Origin of the sequence: Halobacillus litoralis, assembly GCF_009856415.1 — a bacterium.
GTDB classification, from domain to species: Bacteria; Bacillota; Bacilli; order Bacillales; family Halobacillaceae; genus Halobacillus; species Halobacillus litoralis_C.
On record NZ_WMEZ01000003.1, the window covers coordinates 334,329 to 355,667 of the forward strand.

Genomic DNA, 21,339 nt, shown 5'->3' on the forward strand with positions numbered 1-21,339 from the left:
GAAGGTATGATCATTACCGAAAGAACGGTTTATTCTGTTCAATCATTATTTAATATTAGATATCTATCCACATTCTCAACTGCTATAATATTCTCAATCACAAGGGAATGTCTGTTCGCAATTAATGAAAGGGGTAAAACGTTGAAAAACCATGATGATCGCGACTCCCTCTATTATCTTTTTTCAGGAATAACGCTCGCTTCTTTTTTTGGAGCCATTTTTTTGGCAGGATGGCTGGCAGGTGCGGACTGGAGTGCCTATTCCATTGAATTCAGTTGGAGTATGTTGAATACCGATACGCTTAAAGACATATTTACAAACTGATTTCAGGTTCTATTTTGGAAGCTTGTTCGATACAATACATCGATCATCTTTTGGAGGAGAAGTTCATGGAAGAATGGATCATTTGGATGATGGAACAGTTCGGGTATCTGGGGGTTTATGCATTGATGGCAATCGAAAACCTCTTTCCCCCAATTCCATCGGAAGTTGTTCTGCCGCTTAGTGGTTTTATGACTGTAAGGACGGATTTAACGATGACAGCTGTGATCATTTATGCGACCTCGGGTTCTTTGACCGGCTCCCTTCTGTTGTATGGAATCGGGATGTCCATCAGCAGAGAGAAATTGGAAACATGGGTGGAACGTCACGGGAAATATCTGCGCCTAACAAAAGCAGATGTGAACAAAGCTTTCCATTGGTTTGAAACATATGGGTACTGGGCCGTCTTTTTTTGCCGTATGCTTCCACTTGTCAGAAGTTTCATTTCCATACCTGCAGGAATGGCCCGTTTCTCCATCCTCCCGTTTATTTTCCTTACCTTTTCGGGAAGTTTGATTTGGAATTCAGCTCTGATCTACACGGGGGCCGTCCTCGGAGATTCGTGGCGCGATATTGTGCACTATATGAAGGTTTACTCGATATGGACATATGTCATCATCATCGCGGTTGCTTTTTTTACTATTTGGTGGATGCGTAAAGGAAAAGGTGTTCGCTTATGGAGATGATGGAGTTTATTAAAGTCGTCATTCTTGGAATGTTTGAAGGTTTGACAGAGTTTGCACCCGTTTCTTCAACAGGGCACATGATTCTGGTTGATGAAATGTGGCTGAAGACGGACTTGTTTCTGGGAGACTATGTTGCGAATACGTTTAAAGTGTTCATTCAGCTAGGATCTATTCTTGCCGTCGTTGTCATTTTCCGGGACCGATTTAGAGAACTCTTACTATCCTCGCAGAAAAGTAAACGTGCTCGATTAAAATGGTCCCATATCATCACAGGACTCCTCCCTGCTGCCATTTTAGGTTTCCTTTTTGAAGATTTCATAGATGAGCATTTATTCATGCTCGAAACCGTGTTAATCGGATTGGGTGCAGGAGCTGTGTTCATGATAGCAGCTGATTTACATCAGCCAAAAGAATGGAAGGAAAGTGTTGACCAAATCAATCATAGACAAGCTTTCACGATCGGTATGTTTCAATGTTTATCCTTATGGCCCGGCTTCTCTAGGTCTGGTGCTACGATATCTGCAGGGGTTTTAATGGGATTGAGTCACAGAGCCGCTGCAGATTTCACTTTCATCATGGCTGTCCCGATTATGCTGGGAGCAAGTAGTCTGTCCATTGTAAATAACCTTTCCTATTTCCAATGGACGGCTATTCCTTATTTTGCCGTCGGCTTCCTAAGTGCATTTCTTTTCGCTCTTCTCTCCATTCGGTTCTTTCTGAAACTGATCAATCATGTGAAATTAATTCCATTCGCGATCTACCGTTTCCTATTAATTGTAGTTATTTGTTTTCTATATTTTTAAGTTAAAAAAGGACCAAGCTATAAGAGCTCAGTCCTATTCGCCATCTTCTTTTTTCTCTAAAAAATACTTAACCCCTGCCACGGTACCGATGCCAAGCAAAGCATATTTCAACCCTTCCACCGTTGCTGATGGAGAGATGCCCTGCTGCCAATAGGAAAAAGCGACACCTAAAACGACAGCGATGATGGGAATGTATCGGTTTGGCACTCTCTTCGTCTGCCTCATCGCATACAACAATACAGCAAGTCCTGCATAAGGAGTGAAGTCCGTCATGAAATCCATGGATTGATCTCCTTTAATATAGAATAAGAGCTTATTCCATGTTATTCATGGGTCAAGGTTTGAAGTACTCCCTGCAAAAAAATACGTCCCGCCCTTCTAAGGGACGAGACGCGTTCATCTCTTATGAAACGAATGATTTCGGTCCTAGGGCTTTCTCGACTTCCATATAGTCCAGCCCATGAGCTTCTGCCACTTCGCGGTAAGTCACACTGCCATTTACGACATTCACACCTTTTAGTAAGGCCGTGTTTTCGATGCATGCTTTTTGAAAACCTTTGTTCGCAATCTGAATCGCATAAGGAACCGTAACATTCGTCAGTGCAAGAGTGGATGTTTGCGGAACAGCTCCCGGCATATTGCCGACCGCATAATGGACAACTCCATGTTTCACATAAGTCGGATCGTCATGTGTCGTGACGTGGTCGACGGTTTCGACAATGCCTCCCTGATCGACCGCAACGTCAATGATGACACTTCCCCGACTCATCGACTTCACCATATCTTCGGTCACGAGTTTGGGAGCTTTGGCCCCTGGAATCAAAACCGCACCGATGACCAAATCCGACTCCTTAACAGCTTCACTCAAATTCAATGGGTTCGACATGAGCGTGTTGATGGAGGAGCCGAAGATATCATCCAGCTGCCTGAGGCGATCTGGGCTGAGGTCAATCATTGTCACGTCTGCGCCTAGACCAATTGCGATTTTAGCAGCGTTCGTTCCTACAACACCGCCACCGATAATCGCCACCTTCCCACGCTTCACGCCCGGTACTCCGCCGAGAAGAATCCCTTTTCCACCATGAGTGCGCTCTAAATATTGTGCGCCTTTTTGTGTAGCCATCCTTCCTGCCACTTCACTCATTGGTGTAAGCAGGGGAAGCGATCCATTTTCAGCCTGAACCGTTTCATAAGCGATGGCGACCACTTTTTTCTCTGCCAGTGCTTTTGTCAATTCTTCATCTGCTGCAAGATGCAGATACGTAAATAAAATTAATCCCTCATAAAAGTAGCTATACTCTTCGGCAAGCGGCTCTTTAACCTTCAAGACCATCTGCTGAGCCCACGCTTCTGTAGCCGTATCTACAATCTTCACTCCGACTTCTTCATATTGTTGATTAGAAAAACCTGAACGTTCCCCGGCTTTTGACTCTAAAAATACTTCATGTCCTTCATTAATTAAATTCACCGCACCAGCAGGAGTGATGGCTACACGGTTTTCATTATTTTTAATTTCTTTTGGTATCCCTATCCGCATACAAGGAACCTCCTATCAAGGTCATATCGACTGAATCGCTTCTACCACAGTATCCAGCAAGAAAGTCAAATCCTCTTCTTCGATAGACAAAGGAGGAGATAGAGTAATGACATTGTTGTATCCAGCCACTGTCATCCCATTTTTCCCAATCAGTATTCCTTTGTCTTTACAATAGGCGATGATTTGGTTCACTTTCTCAACAGCTAATGGTTCCTTTGTTACTTTGCTTTCCACCATCTCTATACCAATGAGTAAGCCCTTCCCTCTAACATTGCCCACATGGTTATGGTTCTGAAGTCGGTTGTTCAAGTCATTTATTGCTGTCTCTCCCAAATCACGCGAACGCTCAAACAAGTTTTCTCTTTCCATAATTTCAATATTCTTAAGTGCAACTGCGCAAGCTGCTGGATGACCTCCGAATGTATTAATATGACGGAAAAAGTCATACGTATCATCTCCGCAGAACGCTTCATAGACTTCCCGTTTGACTGCCGTAGCTGAAAGAGGAAGATAAGCACTTGTAATCCCTTTCGCCATCGTAATGATATCCGGCTTCCCCCCATAGTTCATAAAACCGAACGGCTTACCCGTACGCCCGAACCCGCAAATCACTTCATCCACGATCATGAGGGCTCCGTGTTTTTCACAAACGGCTTGAACCTCTTTCATATACTGCTCTGGCGGTACAATAACACCGCCGCCTGTAATGATCGGCTCCATGATGACACCAGCAATCGATTCACTATATTCCCAAGTCATCACATCATCGATTTCCTTTGCTCCAAAGCGGTCTTTTTCACTATGTTCATTCCGGTATTCATCAGGTGGAGCCACATGCAAAAATCCGGGGCCGAGAGGTTCATACTTGTATTTGCGCTGCGCTTGACCCGTAGCAGCTAACGAGCTAGTGGAGTTTCCATGATAAGCTCGATACCTTGAGATAAACTTCGTACGGTAATGATCTCCTTTTTGCTGATGATATTGTCGAACCATTTTAAAAGCAGCTTCATTTGCTTCCGATCCACTGTTTGAGAAAAAGATTACATAATCATCACCAAGTAGCTGATTGATTTTTTCACCTAATTGAATCGCTGCTTCATGACTCTGTGTAAGCGGCATATAAGAAAGGTCCTTGATCTGTTCGTATGCTGCTTTCGCAAGCTCTTCTCGCCCATAGCCAACATTTACACACCATAAGCCTGACATCGCATCCAAATATCGGTTACCATCTATATCGGTGATCCAAGAACCTTTCGCACTTTTCGCTACCATGGTTGCATCAGGCTTATAGGGTTTCATGGAGTGCCATACATACTTCTCGTCCTTTGAGAGCATTTCGCTTTTTACATCAGCTTTAGTCACCGGAGATTCCTCCTCAATGGTCTTTTGTTAGAATTATCTTAATTATCTAACATTTAAGACGCGCTTTCATTAGACATTGTGTCAAACAGTCATCTCCCCACTTTCACATAATGACAACAGCGCTTATTCAACAATCTGGCAGGATTGTGTAAGACTTGATTTCAAGACTTGTGTTATGAGGGTTGGGGCGGAGGGGAATGAGTCGCTTTCCGCGGGAGCGCGGTGAGCCTCCTCGGACTGCGTCCTGTGGGGTCTCTCCTAGCACTCTCTTCCCGCAGGGAGTCTCCCCATTCCCCTCCGCCCCTTTGCCATGTGAGTGTCTCGAAATCACTTCTGGAATCAACTCATTTTCAACTGATGGAGATGAGTAGTTTTTAGTACAGGTGCCAGGAATTGGATTCCTAATGCTTGATATAGAGAGATTCCTGCGTACACCACATGGACAGTGGAAGACTGTTCTACTGTGCGAAGGGGTTCGTTTCTCCACTATATCGAATGGGGTGGTTGGGAAGCTGCGAGACTCCCGTGGGAGAAGGAGATAGGCGAGATCCCGCAGGACGTAGTCCGAGGAAGCTCGCCACTCCCCCACAGGAAAGTGTTCAAATGCGGAATCGCCCTGGTAGACACGACTGGCATAAGCCGAATAGCAACGGAATGTGCCTTTTCATTCCTTTGCTGTTCGGCTTATGACGCGAGTGTCTGGGCGATGGAGCTGGACGAGTAGCTTCCCAACCAACCTAACGCCCAACACGGCAACGAACCCCGATACCTCTCGAAACTGAGTCTTCCACAATCGGGAGCTTTAGTTGAAAAAGGGTGATAGAAAAACACTTATTCGGAAAGCGAATAAGTGTTTGAGAGCGCATGGTCAGGTGACGGCTCTTTGGTATTCATAGGCTAGAAGCGCAAACTCGATGACCTGCCTTTTTTCACATTCCATGAAATCAGATCCCAGCAGCTTTTCTAACTTTTCCAGGCGGTGATATAACGTCTGGCGGACGACAAAAACTTTGGAAGCGGTTTCTTTTTTAGATCCATTGCATGCCAAATAGACCCTTAATGTCTCAAGGAGGTTCGTGTTATTCTTTTCGTCATACTTGATAATCGGTTCTAAGTACTCTTCAACTAACCCGTCAAGATTGCTGTGCTGATGGACGAGTGAAATCAATCGATACATGTGTAAGTCATCGTAAAAGAATTTGGACTGACTTTCCGGAAGCTTTTCCTGGAGGGTTAAGGTTTCCTGTGCTGTTTGAAAGCTTTCATGCAATTTGCAGAGGTCTTTCACGTATTTACCAACAGCGATTTGAAATGATGATATACATGAATCATTCAAGAGGCTGATTTTCTGCAGTCGCTCGACCCCGCGTTTGACCCGATTCTTCCAATCTTCGGCTTCTTTTCTATTCAGCAGAATGAACGTCAGCTGATGTCGCTTCTCTACAGGAAATACATAATAGCCGTTCTGGTCAAAAATATTGTGGATGAGCATGTTCATATAAGTGACGTCTGGATTGGATTTTTGTCTGTCCACCATGTTCAACTTGATGGTGAGGACAATGGCGCCTTTTACGGATTTGTCCAGTTTGTAAATCGCAAGTCTGTCACGTATCTCCTCTTCTTCATGCTCTCCCTGCAACCACTCGGTCAGCCACTCCGTTTCTTTTGCTTTTCTTTTTTCTTCCGTATAAAGTTCCCTTAATAAATACTGAGCAAGAGCGGTTCCCGTTCGGTCCAATAATAAAGACTCGAATTCACCGAACTCCCTCCGGTTGGACAGTAAGTAAATATTAGCAAATTCCCGATCAAATACTTGGACCGGTTGTTTTAAAACTCTTCTCGAACCGGTTTCCGGCTTGCTAAGCTCCATCAATATTTGCTCGCGTTCTTTCTCTCTCAAGGCGGGGATTGTGACGACCGTATGATCCTTGGCAATATAGACGAGCTGGCAATTAACATATTGCTGCAAGTTTTTTAGGATCTCAAAGTAGTTATCAATCGATAATAACCGTTTATTCAACCGCTGCGAATAATCTTCTAAATTCGTAATGAACTCGTATTGCTGATTGATGAGATCCGCATGAATATCTTGAGTAATTTCCACAAAAGAAACTTCTTTCCGGAATAAGATAATCGGAAAATCGTTGGCTTCCGCATACTCAATCGCTTCCTGGCTTATGTAATCAACGAAACTCCCGATCTCGATACAAATTCCGGCTACTTCTTTTTCGATTAATTGTTTTAATAAATGGAGAAAAAGCTCATGATCATCCTTCCAGCCAAATCCTGTCGAAAGGACAAGCTCCCCACCTTTCAAATTCTTTCTCACTTCGATCATTTCATAAACGTGAACCCATTTGACCAGCCGGTCGATCCCCTTACGACCAGCAATAATTTCAGCTGAAGCGAAATGGTCCCTTTTCAGGATGTTTTCAATCGACATGTGTTCGTTCATTGAATGACCCCTCTTTTAAAGTACAACAATTTTTCAGAAAAATCTAATAGATTGTGAGATTTTCTTACAAAAAAGTTTAATAGTCCTAGTGAATCTAACACCTCCTCCAATATTCAACGATCTTCAACAAACTGGCAGGATTGTGTAAGACTTGATTTCGAGACTTTTGTTGGAGTTTAGAGGCTCCGGGAAAAGGTTCGCTTTCCGTGGGCGAGTGATGAGCCTCCTCGAGCTAACGCTCTGCGGGGTCTCATCTACCACGCACTTCCCACAGGACGCAGTCCGAGGAGGCTCACCGCGCTCCCGCGGAAAGCGAGCTATTCCCCGAAGCCCCCTTCCACTCAGCAAACATCTCGAAACTGAGTTTTCAAGAATAGGGAGCTTATGTGAAAGATATAGATGAAATAGAAGAAAGAGGATTGGCAGGGGCCAATCCTCTTTCTTCTATTTCACACTCTGTTTTTTCTGTTGCTGGACGAGAATGGTAGAGAAATACTTCCTCGTATCCGGGTGCAGGATGTGGAGCCGTTCCTTTTCACTTTTATCAGATTCGTTTCCTTTATATTGAAACTCAACGAATGCTCCACTTAAATTTTCAGTGACTCCACTTATGACATAGCCCTGCTCCAATAAAAAATCGATCTTTTCGCGTTCTGCTTCAAACTCGCGATGGTCAGACATTCAAATTCCTCCTTCTTATGCATCTATTTTCCTTGTGGATCCTTCTGTACCTGTCTTACGCCCCAGCTTTTCTTCTACGAATTTTTCTCCGATGACCCAGTCACGACCGACGGTTATGCCGAGATATTCATCATCACTTGGGTTATCAATTTCTGCCTGGGGATGCTTTTTGAAATACCAATGTTTGGCTAATAAGTAATAACATAGCGCTCCTACGCCAAATCCGACGAAGAAAGAATAGGTTGAGAACGTATAGGCGAAGGCACTTCCGATGACCCATGAAATGATTCCAGCCCAGTTGACTCCTCCGTCATACCGGAATTGACCACCTTGTTTATACAAATCGTGGACGTTCATTCTCCGCTTCCTCAATAAGTAGTAATCGGCGAAAATGATCCCTACGATGACAGAGAGAATGGCTGCCGCAATCAATAATACGGGAATCAATAAGTTGAAGATACTCCATGGTTGGATGACTGTTCCTACAAGCCCTGCGATAAAAACCCCTGCCCAAAATGGCAGTTTCGGTCCTCCGACATTAGAGAAAATAGTGGCCGCAGGTACGATGTTCGCTGACACGTTTGTCGACCATTGGGCAAGAACGATCATTAATAGAAGAATACCAAGGACTAGTCCGCTGGCTGATTCCTGTAAAGCAACGACAGGGTCAAAGTTGGATACAGCAATGTAAGATACGGCACCAAGAACAACGATGAAGGTTTGTGTTAAAGGCAGTGCCACAAGACTTCCTACAAGAGCCCCTTTGTTTCTTTTCACCCAATTACGTTCCAGTTTCGGTGCTTTTATAAAGCGAGAAATGGAGGATATATCAGCTGCGAGCGTTGACCAATATCCCATATTCCCAACAACGACGACAACGAAAGCTGTAAAAGCCGCGCCTCCGGTGACAGGGCTTTCCACCCAAGTCCATATGTCTTTCCCCTGTTCAGAAGCTGTTCCAGCGAGGGTAAAATACATCCATACTCCAATCAAAATAATGATCGGGGCAGCTAGGTCAGCGAACTTCTCTACCGCTTTGATGCCTAAGGCCGTGTTAAATAATTGAAATAGAGCAAAGAGAATATAACATACAAACCAATTATCAAAACCGAATAAAATGTTTAAAATTCCATTAATGGCAGTTGAACCGAAGAACGTATTAATCCCGAACCACATCGATGCAGCAACCCCGCGCACGACAGATGGAAAATGGGTACCTATCGTCCCAAAAGGTGCCCTCATATAAACTGGGAAAGATATCCCATGTTCGATTCCAATATCAGCCGTCACAGAAATCGCTAGACCGATTAGAATCGTTCCCACCAAAGTACCAAGAACGACCCAGATCAAGGATATTTCCTGTACCCCTGCTCCACCGATAGCGAATGCTGCCAGTACGACAGCCATTCCGACCCACATAAACGAAAAACCTAAGGTACTGATTTTTTTCTCATTGTGAGGGATGGGCATTAAATCCGGGGACATCAAATGATTTGTCTTTTTGTCCATATATGGACTCCTCCTACCTATACCTGTTTTTTAAAAGGCTGCCTGGCTTTCAATGAAGCGAGGCAGCCTACAATCCATGGCATACGGACAGGTTACTTCTGATAAAGTTCTTCTTTGGAGGATGTCAATTCCCCGTAACGGGAACGTTTCAAGTAGTTTCCTTTGCCGAGTTTACCGACAAATTCTTTATTCTGGATGACAAAGTCACCACGGGATAATACACTGATCGGTTGTCCGGTCACTTTCATTCCTTCAAAAGGATTGTAGTCGGCAGCCATGTGACTCGTTTCAACAGAAATCGTGCGTTCCACATTCGGGTCGAAGATGACGATATCCGCATCTGCGCCGACCGATATCGTACCTTTTTGTGGGAACAGTCCGAATGTCTTTGCAATTTTCGTGGACGTTATGTTTACAAACTCGTTCAGAGAAATTCTTCCCTTTTTCACCCCTTCAGAGAAAAGGATGCTAACGCGATCTTCGATGATCGGACCGCCGTTCGGAATCTTTGTGAAGTCTCCTTTTCCTAAATCTTTCTGACCTTTAAAGTCAAAGGAGCATTGATCGGAACCAAGCGTTTGCAGGTCCCCTGTTTTAAGGGCCTTCCATAATACATCCTGGTGGTGCTTTTCACGAAGTGGTGGCGACCACACATACTTCGCGCCTTCGAAGTCTGGCTTTTCTAAGTAACTTTGATCGAGAACCAAGTATTGCGGGCACGTTTCACCCATCACGTTATAGCCTTTTTTGCGTGCTTTCGCGATGGCCTCCACCGCTTCTTCACACGTCACATGAACCACATATAACTGGGAGTCGGCAAGTCCTGTTAATTCTGCTGCACGCCCCGTCGCTTCACCTTCTACTTCAGGCGGACGCGTCAATGCATGATAAATCGGATCGGTTTGTCCCGCTTCCAATGCTTTATTAACTAAATGATCGATTACATCCCCGTTTTCCGCATGGACCATGACTAAGGCGCCCAGTTTCTTCGCTTGTTCTAATGTACGGAAAAGCGTGCCGTCATCTGCCTGGAACACATTTTTATAGGCCATGAAAACTTTGAATGAAGTAATCCCTTCGTCTTCAATAACACTTGGCAGCTGTTCAAGGACATCATCGTTCATTTCGCCAATCATCAAATGAAAACTGTAATCGATGACGGACTTGTCCTTTGATTTCGCATGCCACTGATCAATGGAGTTCTGTAGTGGCTTTCCTTTGTCTGTGAGGCAAAAGTCTATGACCGTGGTTGTCCCACCGTGAGCAGCAGCAATGGTACCCGTTTCAAAGTCATCCTTACTCACTGTCCCACCAAACGGCATCTCGAGGTGAGTGTGTGGGTCGATGCCTCCAGGGAAAATGTAATTCCCTTCTGCATCCACCACTTCCGCTGCAGGATCGGTCAAATTCTGTCCGATCAAAGCAATCTTTTCATTTTCGATGAGAATATCCGCTTTGTACGTATCAGCAGCTGTGACAATCGTTCCATTTTTGATGATTTTCTTCATCTAATCCCTCCATACCATTTATTTAATTAAATTGACATCACAAGAGGACGCTGCACCAATGGCTGCTTGCCTTTCATTCCATGTCATCGGTGGCTTGCCGTTCGCGTACTCCACCATGTCGATCGCGCCATCTACCGGGCAGACGATGCTGCAAAGGTTACACCCGACACAATCTTCTTCACGAACTTTCAGAATGTCGTTGCCATTGGCATCTTTCAACATATCGATACACTGGTGAGAAGTATCTTCACATGCGATATGGCACTTGTTACAGTTGATGCATACATCATTATTGATTTGAGCAACGACCTGGTGATTGAGGTCTAAATTGCCCCAGTCGCTGTACTTCTCTACAGACTTTCCGACAAGATCCATGACGGAATCAATGCCTTTTTCATCAAGATAATTGTCGAGGCCATCGACCATATCCTCAATGATGCTAAATCCGTGGTGCATCGCAGCTGTACAGACTTGGACCCCTGTTGCACCCATGAGCATAAACTCGACAGCCTCTCTCCAACTCGATACGCCACCCATTCCAGATATCGGAACATTGATTTTCGGATGACGAGCACATTCAGCTACCATGTTCAATGCAATGGGCTTAACGGCAGGACCACAGTAACCACCGTGAGCTCCTTTCCCAGCTACGTTCGGAATCGTATCCCATGAATCGATATCGACCCCAGCAAGGCTGTTGATCGTATTAATCATACTGACCGCATCCGCGCCGCCATTGACGGCAGCTTCCGCTGTGAAAGTAATGTCAGTAATGTTCGGTGTGAGTTTTACGATGACGGGCGTTTGCGCGACTTCTTTCGCCCACATCGTCTGCTTCTCAACAAGCTCTGGAACCTGCCCGGAGGCTGCCCCCATGCCGCGTTCCGCCATCCCGTGCGGACAGCCGAAGTTCAACTCCAGCCCATCCACCCCGACGTCTTCGACACGTTTGACGATTTCATGCCATTTTTCCTGTGTCGGTTCAACCATCAATGAAGCAATGATCGCATGGTCAGGAAACCTTTTTTTCGTTTCGTAAATTTCTTTCAAGTTCACTTCTAATGGACGGTCTGTGATCAGCTCAATATTATTGAAACCAGCCACTTGTTTTCCATTAAACCCTACGGCCGCAAAACGGGAGGATACGTTTAAGATTGGTTCACCTAGCGTTTTCCAAACGGCCCCGCCCCACCCTGCTTCAAATGCGCGCTGGACCTGGTAGCCCGAGTTTGTCGGAGGCGCAGAGGCGAGCCAGTATGGATTCGGAGATTTGATTCCTGCAAGATTCAAACTTAAGTCAGCCATGTATGTTCCTCCTTGTTGAAAGATTTATAGGCATTCGTCGGTTCAGGTGCCAGTTGTTTGTGGATCGCCATCGCTGCTTCTTTTCCTTGTTGGGCGGCTGTTACAACCATCGCTTCACCCTGCCCTTTGGCAAAGATGACATCCCCCGCTGAAAAAACTTTCGGATTGGATGTTTGCAATGTTTCTGGATTGACTGTGACAACGCCACCCTCATGATCCAGCCCAAACCCTTCAATAAGATCGGTATAACGGCTTTGACCAATGGCTTTAATGACAGCATCCACTTCCATAACAAATTCAGAGTTTTCAACAGGAGAAGGTCGGCGGCGGCCATCCGCATCCGGTTCACCGAGGGCCATCTTCACACATTTCAGGTGTGTGACTTTCCCATTTTCATCACCAATGATTTCAACAGGTTGTGTAAGCCAGTTGAATTCGACATCATCCTGCTTAGCAAAGTCATATTCAAACTCATACGCGGTCATTTCATTCCTCGTCCGGCGGTAGACGATCTTCACATCGCCCGCACCTTTTCGAGCGGCGCAGGTCGCTGCATCAATGGCTGTGTTTCCAGCACCGACAACGACGACATTTTCCCCAAGAAGTTCATCGGTGATCGGCCCAGACTTCGTACTTTTCACAAAATCTATCGCGTCATGCACACCATCCAGATCCTCTCCATCAATGCCGAGCATCGGAACATTCCCCATACCGATCGTCAGAACGATCGAGTCATAATCATTGGTCAACTCTTCAAAAGAAACATCTGTGCCTACACGCGTATTGGTGCGGATTTCAACATCCAACTTTTCGACTTGATCGACTTCCCAGCGAGAAATATCCTGTGGAAGACGGAAAGACACAATCCCGTAAGTATCAAGGCCACCCGCTTCAGCTTCAGCCTCAAAAATCGTCACGTCATAACCGAACCTGGCGAGTTCTCTGGCTGCCGATAACCCGGCAGGTCCACCGCCGACAACCGCAACTTTTTTCCCATTTTTCTTACCGGGCTTGAACAATAATTGTTCGTTTTTAATTGCCCAATCTGTTGCGAATCGTTGTAAATCTCCAATTAAGATCGGTTCCGTGGAATGGTTCAAAACACAGGCCCCTTCGCACAATTCTTCCGTTGGACAAACACGGGCGCAGGTCGCTCCGACAGGGTTGGACGACATAATCGTCGTTGCCGATCCTTTCAAGTTCCCGGATGCGATCTTCTTGATGAATTTCGGGATATCGATGCCTGTGGGACAAGCCTGGATACAAGGAGCATCGTAACAATATAAACAGCGGTTCGATTCTTCCATCGCTTCCTGAGCATTCAGCCCGTCATGGACTTCCTCGAAGTTCACCTTCAAATTTTCTAATGAAATTCCTTTGCTCTTTAACTGGGTCAAGGTGTTTCCCTCCTTTAATAAAAGAGAGGCTTTTAGGTAGGCCTCTTAATAAAAAAGTTCCACATAGAGAAAATGGTTCATTTTCTTTTGCTCTATGCAGAACTTCTACTTTGTGTCTGATGGATAGGGTTTAAGGGAGAAGCTCAACCATGTTTTCGTAAGTTTCCGGACGGCGGTCACGATAGAACTGCCAGGTGTCACGTACTTCACGGATAAACTTCTTGTCCATTTCTGCAACGAGGACTTCGTCTTGATCACGGCTTGCGGTTGCAACGAAGTTCCCGCGCGGGTCGACCAGATAGGACTGTCCATAAAATTCACCCATGTTCCACGGTCCTTCATAACCGACACGGTTGATGGCACCAAGGTAATACCCGTTTGCTACGGCATGAGCAGGCTGCTCCAGTTTCCATAGGTACTCAGAAAGTCCAGCTACAGTTGCTGATGGGTTAAAGACCACTTCTGCCCCGTTCAACCCAAGCAATCTAGCACCCTCAGGGAAGTGGCGATCATAACAGATATAGACACCGACTTTGGCAAAGGCTGTATCGAATACAGGATAACCGAGGTTTCCTGGCTTGAAGTAATATTTCTCCCAGAACCCGTGCCCTTTGTCACCGACAGCGACTTGTGGAATGTGGTGTTTGCGGTATTTTCCTAGATAAGAGCCATCTGCATCGATGACAGCCGCTGTGTTATAGTACGTCGAAATCCCCTCTTTTTCATAGATAGGAAGAACAATGACGACACCCAATTCTTTCGCAAGTTCTTGGAAACGTATGGTGGTAGGACCATTTGGAATTTCTTCTGCTGAGTCGTACCACTTCGGATTTTGTTCTGAACAAAAGTACGGCCCATAGAAAATCTCTTGAAGGCAGATGATCTGCGCCCCTTTTTCCGCTGCTTCTTTTACGAGTTTGATATGTTTTTCGATGGAGTGCTGTTTATGAACCTCTACAGGCTCACTTCCATCCACATCATGCGAAGCTTGGATTAAACCAATCTGGACTTTATCAGACACTATAATTCCTCCTTATGTAATCCTTTTTTATTGTCCTTCCACTTGAAACCAAATCCCCCAAGGTTTTGATTTCTTAAAGTAAGACTCACCTCCTATATTTGATGATTGAATTTTCTTTATTTACTGAATTTTTAAATAACTAATTTTACTTTACATGAAAAATTGAAAAATTCCATTATACATAATGTTAAATGTTGCTTTCTGTGTTTAGATTTTTTGTAAGGTTGGCAGGGAATTTGTGGATACGATAGTGGGAAGTGCGCGAAATGTTGAAAATCCCGCGCACTTATAAATTTTAGTACCAGCGTTGTGTCAGCATTTTACGCTTTGTATAGAAGTTGAGTCCATCTTTACCGTTAGCATGGAGATCGCCATAGAAGGACTTCTTGTTTCCAGAGAACGGGAAGAACGCCATCGGGGCAGGAACGTTGACGTTGACACCAAGCATTCCGGCATCCATCTCTTCTCTGAACTGTTGAACGGCCTTTCCGCTTGTCGTGTATATGACAGCACCATTGGCAAATTCAGATTTATTGGACGTTTCAATCGCTTCATCGAGCGTATCGGCACGAACAATACTAAGAACAGGAGCAAAAATCTCATCTTTCCAAATTTTCATCTCGTCGGTGACGTAGTCAAAAATCGTCGCACCAAGGAAATAACCAGACTCATTCTCACGCAGTTCTACACGACCATCACGGACGAGCTTAGCATTATCCTGCTCCCCAGCTTCGATATATCCGAGAACACGCTCGCGGTGGGTGTCACGGATCAATGGTCCGAGATTTGTTTCTTCATCTAAACCATTTCCTACGTTCAGTTGGTCTGCCGCTTCTTTTAATTTGGCGACAAGGTCATCAGCTACATCGCCGACGGCTACGACAACAGAACAAGCCATGCAACGTTCGCCCGCGCTTCCGAAAGCGGCATTGATGATTCCTTCGACCGACTTGTCTAAGTTACAGTCCGGAAGAACGATAGAGTGGTTCTTGGCTCCAGCGAGAGCTTGGACTCGCTTGCCGTGGTTGGCAGCCGTTTTGTACACATATTCCGCAACAGGCTGGGAACCAACGAAGGAGATCGCGTCGACTTCGTCATGCTCAAGCAATCCGTTTACAACGTCATGCGCACCATTGACGACGTTGAGGACGCCCTTTGGAAGACCCGCTTCATGAATCAGCTCGACGAGCATTTTCGCAAGGATCGGCGTGCGTTCGGATGGTTTTAATACAAATGTATTCCCGCACACGATTGCAAGTGGGAACATCCATAAGGGCACCATCATCGGGAAATTGAATGGTGTGATTCCCCCCACGACCCCGACCGGATAGCGGTACATGCCAGAGTCGATGCCTTCCGCAATATCTGGAAGAACGTCGCCCATCATAAGACTTGGAGCGCCGGCTGCGAATTCGACACATTCAATGCCTCGCTGCACTTCTCCTGTCGCATCTTTCATGGTCTTTCCATTTTCCTGGGTGAGTGCTTTCGCCAACTCCTCACGATTTTCTACTAATAACTGATGATACTTGAACATCACTCTGGCCCGTTTCGGAACCGGAACTTTTTTCCAAGTTTTGAATGCCTCTCTCGCTGATTGAACCGCTTTATCTACATCCTCTTTCGATGAAATGGGAACTTGGGCAATGATCTCTCCTGTTGCAGGATTGGGTACGTCCTCCACTTGCCCGCTTTCCGACGAAACCCACTCGCCTCCAATGAAGTTCTGAATGGTTACCTGATTCTTCTTTGAGAAAGTTGTCTCCATTTTTTCACCTCTACTCGTAGATTCTGTTCCTTTACACCCTTCAAAATATATTATAAATTCAGAAAATTCCTACATCAATGGACGAAATGTCAAAACAAGAACCTCCCATTTTGACACAATGACCTTTTGAGGAGGTGTTGTCGGTATTTGGATAATACTGGATGACCTGGGCATCCTAATACTGGGTGACCAGATCATCCAGTATTTTACATATAGGAGGGTTCTGATGAGCAATCAAAAGAAGGAAATACAACCGAAGCAGTATCAGGAGCGGCAACCAGGTTTTGAACATGAGATGAAACCACTTCCGGAATATGTGGATTCAAACTATAAAGGAAGCGAAAAGTTAAAAGGTAAGGTTGCTGTGATTACTGGGGGAGACAGTGGGATTGGGCGTGCCGTAAGCCTTTACTTCGCCAAGGAAGGCGCGGACGTTGCTGTCTTATTCCTTAACGAACAGGATGATGCGGAGAAGACAAAACAGTTAATCGAAGGTGAAGGCCGTACATGCCATCTTTATAATGGAGATATTGGGAGTGCAGAGTTTTGTGAAGAAACCGTCCAACGAATTAAGAAAGACTTTGGAAAGATTGATGTTCTCGTAAATAATGCAGCGATGCAATTCCCGCAAAAAGACCTCATGGATATAACGAATCAACAGCTTGAAAAGACCTTTCGCGTGAATTTCTTTTCTTATGTATATATGGCTAAAACGATTATCCCTCACCTACAAAAAGGAAGCACCATCATTAACACCTCTTCGGTTACCGCTTATGAGGGGAACGAGCAGTTGATTGACTATTCTTCAACGAAAGGAGCCATTACCACATTCACACGTTCTCTCGCCAAGTCCTTAGTAAGTAAAGGCATCCGTGTGAACGGCGTCGCACCTGGACCCATTTGGACACCATTGATCCCTGCAAGTTTTGATAAACAAAAAGTGGCGGAATTCGGTTCTACAAATCCCATGGGGCGTCCGGGGCAACCGTATGAGCTCGCTCCTGCTTATGTCTATTTAGCAAGTAATGATTCTAGCTACGTGACAGGTCAAATGATCCACGTGAATGGTGGAATACCTGTAAACGGGTAACGCATGATAAACAACAAAAATAAGCGGTCCCTACACCTTAAGAAGATGGAGGACCGCTTGTTTTTTCTATTCTATTGTTCGCCGGACGTAAAGGTTTATTCCCATTCGACTTCTATTTTTTCTCCTTCTGCCAACGAGTTCCCTTCCTCATCCAAAACATCACTGGTCTCAATTATCACAGTCTCTAATTCTTCCCAATCCTGTTCAAGGACGAATCCCATTTGCCCTACTCGTGTTTCACCTGGTTCGTAATCTCCTCTTAGCTTTTCCAAATAAAAGTCGTCATTGAATCCCAACTTCTCCCCGGTATTCGTCTTCAAGACTTCCACTGGCGCTAAGTTCACTGGCTGAGCTCCCGTATTTTTTATAGCGACGGTAAACTTGATATAATTAAAATTGCTTTCATTATGTGTATAAGCATGGAAATAATCCACCAAATCAGGCGATGGAGAATAATTGAGCACTTTCACGTCCTTTACCGCCATTTGGACCGATCCAACTTCTCTAAACTTCTCCATTTCTTTCATAGCTTTAAGAATTAACCGGCCATCCATATCTTCTACCTGATCCCCTACTTCCTTTAAATCCTGATCATCGGGCGCTTGAGGATTGTTTTTATATTTCGTTTGTTCTGGGATTTCAAATAAAGGAGGTTGATTCTCCGCTTCATTTTTTTCTCCAGCCACCTGATTTGAACACCCGGCGAGGATAATGGAAATGGTTAAACTCAATAATAACAGCAAACGTTTCAACGTTTATCTCTCCTTTTCTAAAAAAGCCTCCCTATGGAAGGGAAGCTTTTTCAGTTATTTATGTTCCTACTTTTTCATCTTTCCATTCTCCATCAACTTCATGATCTTTTGTCCAACTTCGTGGTTATCATGAAGTCCAGCGAATTGTTGAGACTGAGGTCCATAACCGTACACAATCACATCTTCTCCTGTATGGCCGCCTGTTGTCCAACCTGTACCGGAGCGAATATCGAAAATATGCTCAATCGCATTATCAATCTCTGTCACCGATCCATTTTCTGCCGCATCTTTCACGGATTGAATTTCATCGTCCGTCAACTCAAGATCCACATACTGCTCTAACGTTGCCTCGACTTCTGCTCCTTCTGAAATCTCTGCAGCCATAAAGTCAGGTGTACGTTTAGCTGCTTTCAAAGGTTCAGGATTCCACTGATATTCTCCATCCCGACCCATGGTCATTCCACCTGTAGAGTGGTCTGCTGTCGTAACAACCAATGTATTCTTATTGTTCTTTGCAAACTTGATCGCTTCTTCATAAGCAGCTTCAAAGTCCTGCATATCACTCATCGCAGCTACCGCATCATTATCATGACCCGCCCAGTCGATCTGACTGCCTTCAACCATCAGGAAGAAACCATCTTTGTCCTTGCTCAGCCTGTTCAATGCGGAAGAAGTCATATCTTCCAAAGAAGGTGCATCTGAAGAACGGTCAATCATCTTGTCCATTCCTTTAGGAGCGAACAAACCAACAATTTGATCATTGGAATCTTCCATAAGTTCCTCACGAGATTCCACATAGCTGTATCCATCTTTCTGGAAATCATTAGTCAGGTCACGGTCTTCCCTTTTAAAATAAGAAGTACCTCCACCGAGCAACACATCAATCTTATGTTCACCGTTTACTTTTTCATCAAAGTAATCATCAGCGATATCGTTGTAGTTGTGACGGGATTCATCATGAGCACCGAAGGAAGCAGGTGTAGCGTGATTCACTTGGGATGTCGCTACAAGGCCTGTTGCTTTACCTTTTTCTTTCGCCAACTCGAGAGCAGTTTTCACTTCATTCTTCTCCATATCCACCGCAATTGCATTGTTGTAGGTTTTAATTCCAGCTGCCATTGAAGTTGCAGCCGCAGCGGAATCCGTAATGCTCTCTTCCGGATCCCAGGAATAGGTCTCCTGCATGCCAATTAAATGTTCATCAAATGCCGTGTTTTCCGTATAAGGAGTAGCAGGATCATCCTTGAAGTAACGGTAAGCGGATGTATAGTTAGGGCCCATGCCATCCCCGATTAGAAAAATAATGTTCTCTACCTTTCCTTTATCCTCTTTAGGTTTTGCAAGAGCCTCTTCGTTAAAAGTAAAAGCAGAGCCTCCTAGAATTAGAGATGTAGATAGAGCCACAGGCAATAATTTTTTCATATACTTTTTGCTGAACAACTTTATTCCTCCTCATAATATGTCGATGCAATACGCATATTACTCGGGGTATATGAATCATTGATTAATAAACTGTAAATCTAGCGTAAATTCACAAATTAAGTCAATAGGAATAGGTCTTTATGTCGGAAGTTAATTTTCACCGGAAGATCTGTTAAGCATGGTATAATAGGTCAAAATCTAATCGAAAAGGGTGTGTAATCATGACCAAGAGCTTTTGTCACTGCTTTAGTAATAAGGAAGAGGTTGACCGAGGATTGGCAGATAAGTGTACATATCTCGCTTTTTGTGTCGTATCTGGTGAGCAAGGAGCCGTAGAGTTCAGTTTCCGTACCAGTTATATCGACAGTGATTCGGTAGCACCCTTCAGGAAGTTTTACGACGTAAGCGAGGAACTTGAGGAGGATAATAAGACGTCAAGAAAAATAAGGGTCCACAGTAAACATCCGCTAGCCCAAAGTGATGAGGAACCAACAGAAAAATCTTTCTTACGATCCTCTGACCGCTTCTACTCCTATAAAATCGGACTTGATTTACATAAGCTCCAATCGTTCAATGACAATCCGGACAAATACTTGAGAACCATACATTCAAAAAAACTGTACGATGAAATGAAGGCTGTATATAAGAACATTTTTAAGTACCCACCTGTTGCATTAAAAGATGATCACTGGTTAGTCCTCGTTGATTAACCCCCCATTCACTATCGGAGGATTTTCATGGCAAACAGGAGTACATAATGGACGGTCACACACTAGTCAAAAATGACATAGGCTATTGAGGATATAAAGTAAAGACAGGGGGAAAATGAATGTACACCAATTTTAACCATGTCCCTTATGGTTATGGCTATCCCTATGGGGCCAATCCTTACAACCCATATTCTCGTTATGCCTATCCTCAAGCCTATGGCACCCCAGCAAACTACTATAATTATGGCGTAAGGCAACCGGTACGCGGCCAGGCGACCTGGACAGAGGGCGGAGAAGTGACCAAATGTGGGATTCCATGGTCGAATAATCGATACATGACGGCTGCTGTCGGTCAAAATTCACCTTACCAATGCGGGCAGACAATTAAAGTGAAAAACATGGCCAATCAACGGGTCGTTTTAGTCACGGTCGTCGATCAAGTCCCTAACTACCCAGAAAATAAAGTCAACCTTCACAGAAAAGCCTTTGAAACGTTAGGTGCAAGTGTGGACCTTGGTGTCATTAATGTAGAAATCACACCCAACCCTCAATTAGAAGAAGAAAAATGGGGGAAATATCTTTTAGAGATTGCTCAATCGGCCTACCCGAATTATAATGCCACAGATTATAGTAAAGTCAGCCAAACCCAGCAGAACGGTAACGTGAAAGAAGTTTACAAGTTTGTCATGGAATCCCCTCAGGAAAAGATGAGCATCGAAGGAACAGTCATCTATAACCCAGCGACAGACCGAATCATCTCGATCAACTTCAAGGAAGTATCATAAGGCTCGGCCATACTTTAAGAGACAGCATTCATCTGTCTCTTTTCTTATGAGAAAAAGGAAATAATTGTGTCCTATAAAAAAAGAAATGACGCAGCCTCTCCTGGATGAGAAACTACGCCATTCCGGCACTTAGTATGGATGATTCCGATTGGGCTCGAACCAACGACCTCCACCCTGTCAAGGTGGCGCTCTCCCAGCTGAGCTACGGAATCGTATGTAGAAATTTG

At 44.6% G+C, this 21,339-nt stretch carries 19 protein-coding genes and 1 tRNA gene; 6 read left to right on the forward strand and 14 right to left on the reverse strand.

The features are described 5' to 3' along the window. The first annotated feature begins 141 nt into the window (after positions 1-141). The 3 genes from GLV98_RS11425 (at position 142) to GLV98_RS11435 (ending at position 1,810) form a co-directional block, all read left to right on the forward strand. Positions 142-324 (forward strand): hypothetical protein, encoded by a 183-nt coding sequence (locus GLV98_RS11425; protein WP_160915200.1) that lies wholly within the window; start codon positions 142-144, stop codon positions 322-324. 65 nt (positions 325-389) lie between these two features. Next, entirely contained in the window at positions 390-1,007 is a 618-nt protein-coding gene (locus GLV98_RS11430) for a DedA family protein (protein ID WP_160915202.1), read from the forward strand. Beyond that, positions 998-1,810: an undecaprenyl-diphosphate phosphatase gene (locus tag GLV98_RS11435; RefSeq protein ID WP_160915204.1), complete on the forward strand. Its 813-nt coding sequence runs from the start codon at positions 998-1,000 to the stop codon at positions 1,808-1,810. Before GLV98_RS11430 ends, GLV98_RS11435 begins: the two co-directional genes overlap by 10 nt. Positions 1,811-1,843: 33 nt before the next feature. Here GLV98_RS11435 and GLV98_RS11440 read toward each other — a convergent pair whose 3' ends face one another. From GLV98_RS11440 to GLV98_RS11490, 11 genes are all read right to left on the reverse strand, one after another. After that, positions 1,844-2,092: a phage holin family protein gene (locus GLV98_RS11440; RefSeq protein ID WP_160915207.1), complete on the reverse strand. Its 249-nt coding sequence runs from the start codon at positions 2,090-2,092 to the stop codon at positions 1,844-1,846. Positions 2,093-2,213: 121 nt separating this feature from the next. Then, positions 2,214-3,347: an alanine dehydrogenase gene (gene ald, locus GLV98_RS11445; protein ID WP_160915209.1), complete on the reverse strand. Its 1,134-nt coding sequence runs from the start codon at positions 3,345-3,347 to the stop codon at positions 2,214-2,216. 21 nt (positions 3,348-3,368) lie between these two features. Further along, on the reverse strand, positions 3,369-4,709 hold the full coding sequence (locus tag GLV98_RS11450; RefSeq protein ID WP_160915211.1) for an aminotransferase: 1,341 nt from the start codon (positions 4,707-4,709) through the stop codon (positions 3,369-3,371). A gap of 868 nt (positions 4,710-5,577) precedes the next feature. Beyond that, the gene (locus GLV98_RS11455) at positions 5,578-7,164 is read right to left on the reverse strand and encodes a PucR family transcriptional regulator (RefSeq protein ID WP_160915212.1); all 1,587 of its coding nucleotides are present in this window, start codon (positions 7,162-7,164) and stop codon (positions 5,578-5,580) included. Between the two features lie 444 nt (positions 7,165-7,608). After that, on the reverse strand, positions 7,609-7,845 hold the full coding sequence (locus GLV98_RS11460) for a hypothetical protein (RefSeq protein WP_160912088.1): 237 nt from the start codon (positions 7,843-7,845) through the stop codon (positions 7,609-7,611). Between the two features lie 15 nt (positions 7,846-7,860). Beyond that, positions 7,861-9,354, reverse strand: a complete 1,494-nt coding sequence (locus tag GLV98_RS11465; RefSeq protein WP_160915215.1) for an NCS1 family transporter — start codon at positions 9,352-9,354, stop codon at positions 7,861-7,863. A 92-nt stretch (positions 9,355-9,446) separates the two neighbouring features. Beyond that, positions 9,447-10,862, reverse strand: coding sequence for a dihydropyrimidinase (gene hydA, locus GLV98_RS11470; RefSeq protein ID WP_160915217.1), 1,416 nt, complete (start codon positions 10,860-10,862; stop codon positions 9,447-9,449). A gap of 18 nt (positions 10,863-10,880) precedes the next feature. Continuing rightward, positions 10,881-12,167, reverse strand: a complete 1,287-nt coding sequence (gene preA / locus GLV98_RS11475) for an NAD-dependent dihydropyrimidine dehydrogenase subunit PreA (RefSeq protein WP_160915219.1) — start codon at positions 12,165-12,167, stop codon at positions 10,881-10,883. Further along, positions 12,155-13,564: an NAD(P)-dependent oxidoreductase gene (locus tag GLV98_RS11480; RefSeq protein ID WP_160915221.1), complete on the reverse strand. Its 1,410-nt coding sequence runs from the start codon at positions 13,562-13,564 to the stop codon at positions 12,155-12,157. The genes preA and GLV98_RS11480 overlap by 13 nt, the downstream gene beginning before the upstream one ends. 130 nt (positions 13,565-13,694) lie before the next feature. Further along, entirely contained in the window at positions 13,695-14,585 is an 891-nt protein-coding gene (locus tag GLV98_RS11485) for a nitrilase-related carbon-nitrogen hydrolase (protein WP_160915224.1), read from the reverse strand. A gap of 295 nt (positions 14,586-14,880) precedes the next feature. After that, positions 14,881-16,353: a CoA-acylating methylmalonate-semialdehyde dehydrogenase gene (locus GLV98_RS11490; RefSeq protein ID WP_160915226.1), complete on the reverse strand. Its 1,473-nt coding sequence runs from the start codon at positions 16,351-16,353 to the stop codon at positions 14,881-14,883. A 226-nt stretch (positions 16,354-16,579) separates the two neighbouring features. Here GLV98_RS11490 and GLV98_RS11495 point away from each other — a divergent pair, with 226 nt between their 5' ends. Further along, a complete protein-coding gene (locus GLV98_RS11495; RefSeq protein WP_160915228.1) occupies positions 16,580-17,443 on the forward strand; it encodes an SDR family oxidoreductase in 864 nt (287 codons plus the stop codon). A gap of 95 nt (positions 17,444-17,538) precedes the next feature. On the opposite strand, the gene GLV98_RS11500 is transcribed toward GLV98_RS11495, so the two are convergent. Continuing rightward, complete coding sequence (locus tag GLV98_RS11500; RefSeq protein ID WP_160915230.1) at positions 17,539-18,195, reverse strand: hypothetical protein; 657 nt, start codon at positions 18,193-18,195, stop codon at positions 17,539-17,541. Between the two features lie 66 nt (positions 18,196-18,261). Then, positions 18,262-19,635 (reverse strand): alkaline phosphatase, encoded by a 1,374-nt coding sequence (locus GLV98_RS11505; protein ID WP_272917295.1) that lies wholly within the window; start codon positions 19,633-19,635, stop codon positions 18,262-18,264. Between the two features lie 203 nt (positions 19,636-19,838). On the opposite strand from GLV98_RS11505, the gene GLV98_RS11510 reads away from it, so the two are divergent. Then, a complete protein-coding gene (locus GLV98_RS11510; RefSeq protein WP_160915232.1) occupies positions 19,839-20,327 on the forward strand; it encodes a hypothetical protein in 489 nt (162 codons plus the stop codon). 119 nt (positions 20,328-20,446) lie between these two features. Continuing rightward, positions 20,447-21,112: a DUF3889 domain-containing protein gene (locus tag GLV98_RS11515; RefSeq protein WP_160915234.1), complete on the forward strand. Its 666-nt coding sequence runs from the start codon at positions 20,447-20,449 to the stop codon at positions 21,110-21,112. A gap of 139 nt (positions 21,113-21,251) precedes the next feature. Here the strand turns inward: GLV98_RS11515 and GLV98_RS11520 are convergent. Then, a tRNA-Val gene (locus GLV98_RS11520) sits at positions 21,252-21,324 on the reverse strand. Positions 21,325-21,339: the final 15 nt, after the last annotated feature.

Coding starts and splice junctions, on each gene's coding strand:
- GLV98_RS11490 (WP_160915226.1), bottom strand. CDS start 16,353: ATGGAGACAACTTTCTCAAAGAAGAATCAGGTAACCATTCAGAACTTC.
- GLV98_RS11440 (WP_160915207.1), bottom strand. CDS start 2,092: ATGGATTTCATGACGGACTTCACTCCTTATGCAGGACTTGCTGTATTG.
- hydA (WP_160915217.1), bottom strand. CDS start 10,862: ATGAAGAAAATCATCAAAAATGGAACGATTGTCACAGCTGCTGATACG.
- GLV98_RS11495 (WP_160915228.1), top strand. CDS start 16,580: ATGAGCAATCAAAAGAAGGAAATACAACCGAAGCAGTATCAGGAGCGG.
- GLV98_RS11430 (WP_160915202.1), top strand. CDS start 390: ATGGAAGAATGGATCATTTGGATGATGGAACAGTTCGGGTATCTGGGG.
- preA (WP_160915219.1), bottom strand. CDS start 12,167: ATGGCTGACTTAAGTTTGAATCTTGCAGGAATCAAATCTCCGAATCCA.
- GLV98_RS11515 (WP_160915234.1), top strand. CDS start 20,447: ATGTACACCAATTTTAACCATGTCCCTTATGGTTATGGCTATCCCTAT.
- GLV98_RS11460 (WP_160912088.1), bottom strand. CDS start 7,845: ATGTCTGACCATCGCGAGTTTGAAGCAGAACGCGAAAAGATCGATTTT.
- GLV98_RS11455 (WP_160915212.1), bottom strand. CDS start 7,164: ATGAACGAACACATGTCGATTGAAAACATCCTGAAAAGGGACCATTTC.
- GLV98_RS11435 (WP_160915204.1), top strand. CDS start 998: ATGGAGATGATGGAGTTTATTAAAGTCGTCATTCTTGGAATGTTTGAA.
- GLV98_RS11465 (WP_160915215.1), bottom strand. CDS start 9,354: ATGGACAAAAAGACAAATCATTTGATGTCCCCGGATTTAATGCCCATC.
- GLV98_RS11510 (WP_160915232.1), top strand. CDS start 19,839: ATGACCAAGAGCTTTTGTCACTGCTTTAGTAATAAGGAAGAGGTTGAC.
- ald (WP_160915209.1), bottom strand. CDS start 3,347: ATGCGGATAGGGATACCAAAAGAAATTAAAAATAATGAAAACCGTGTA.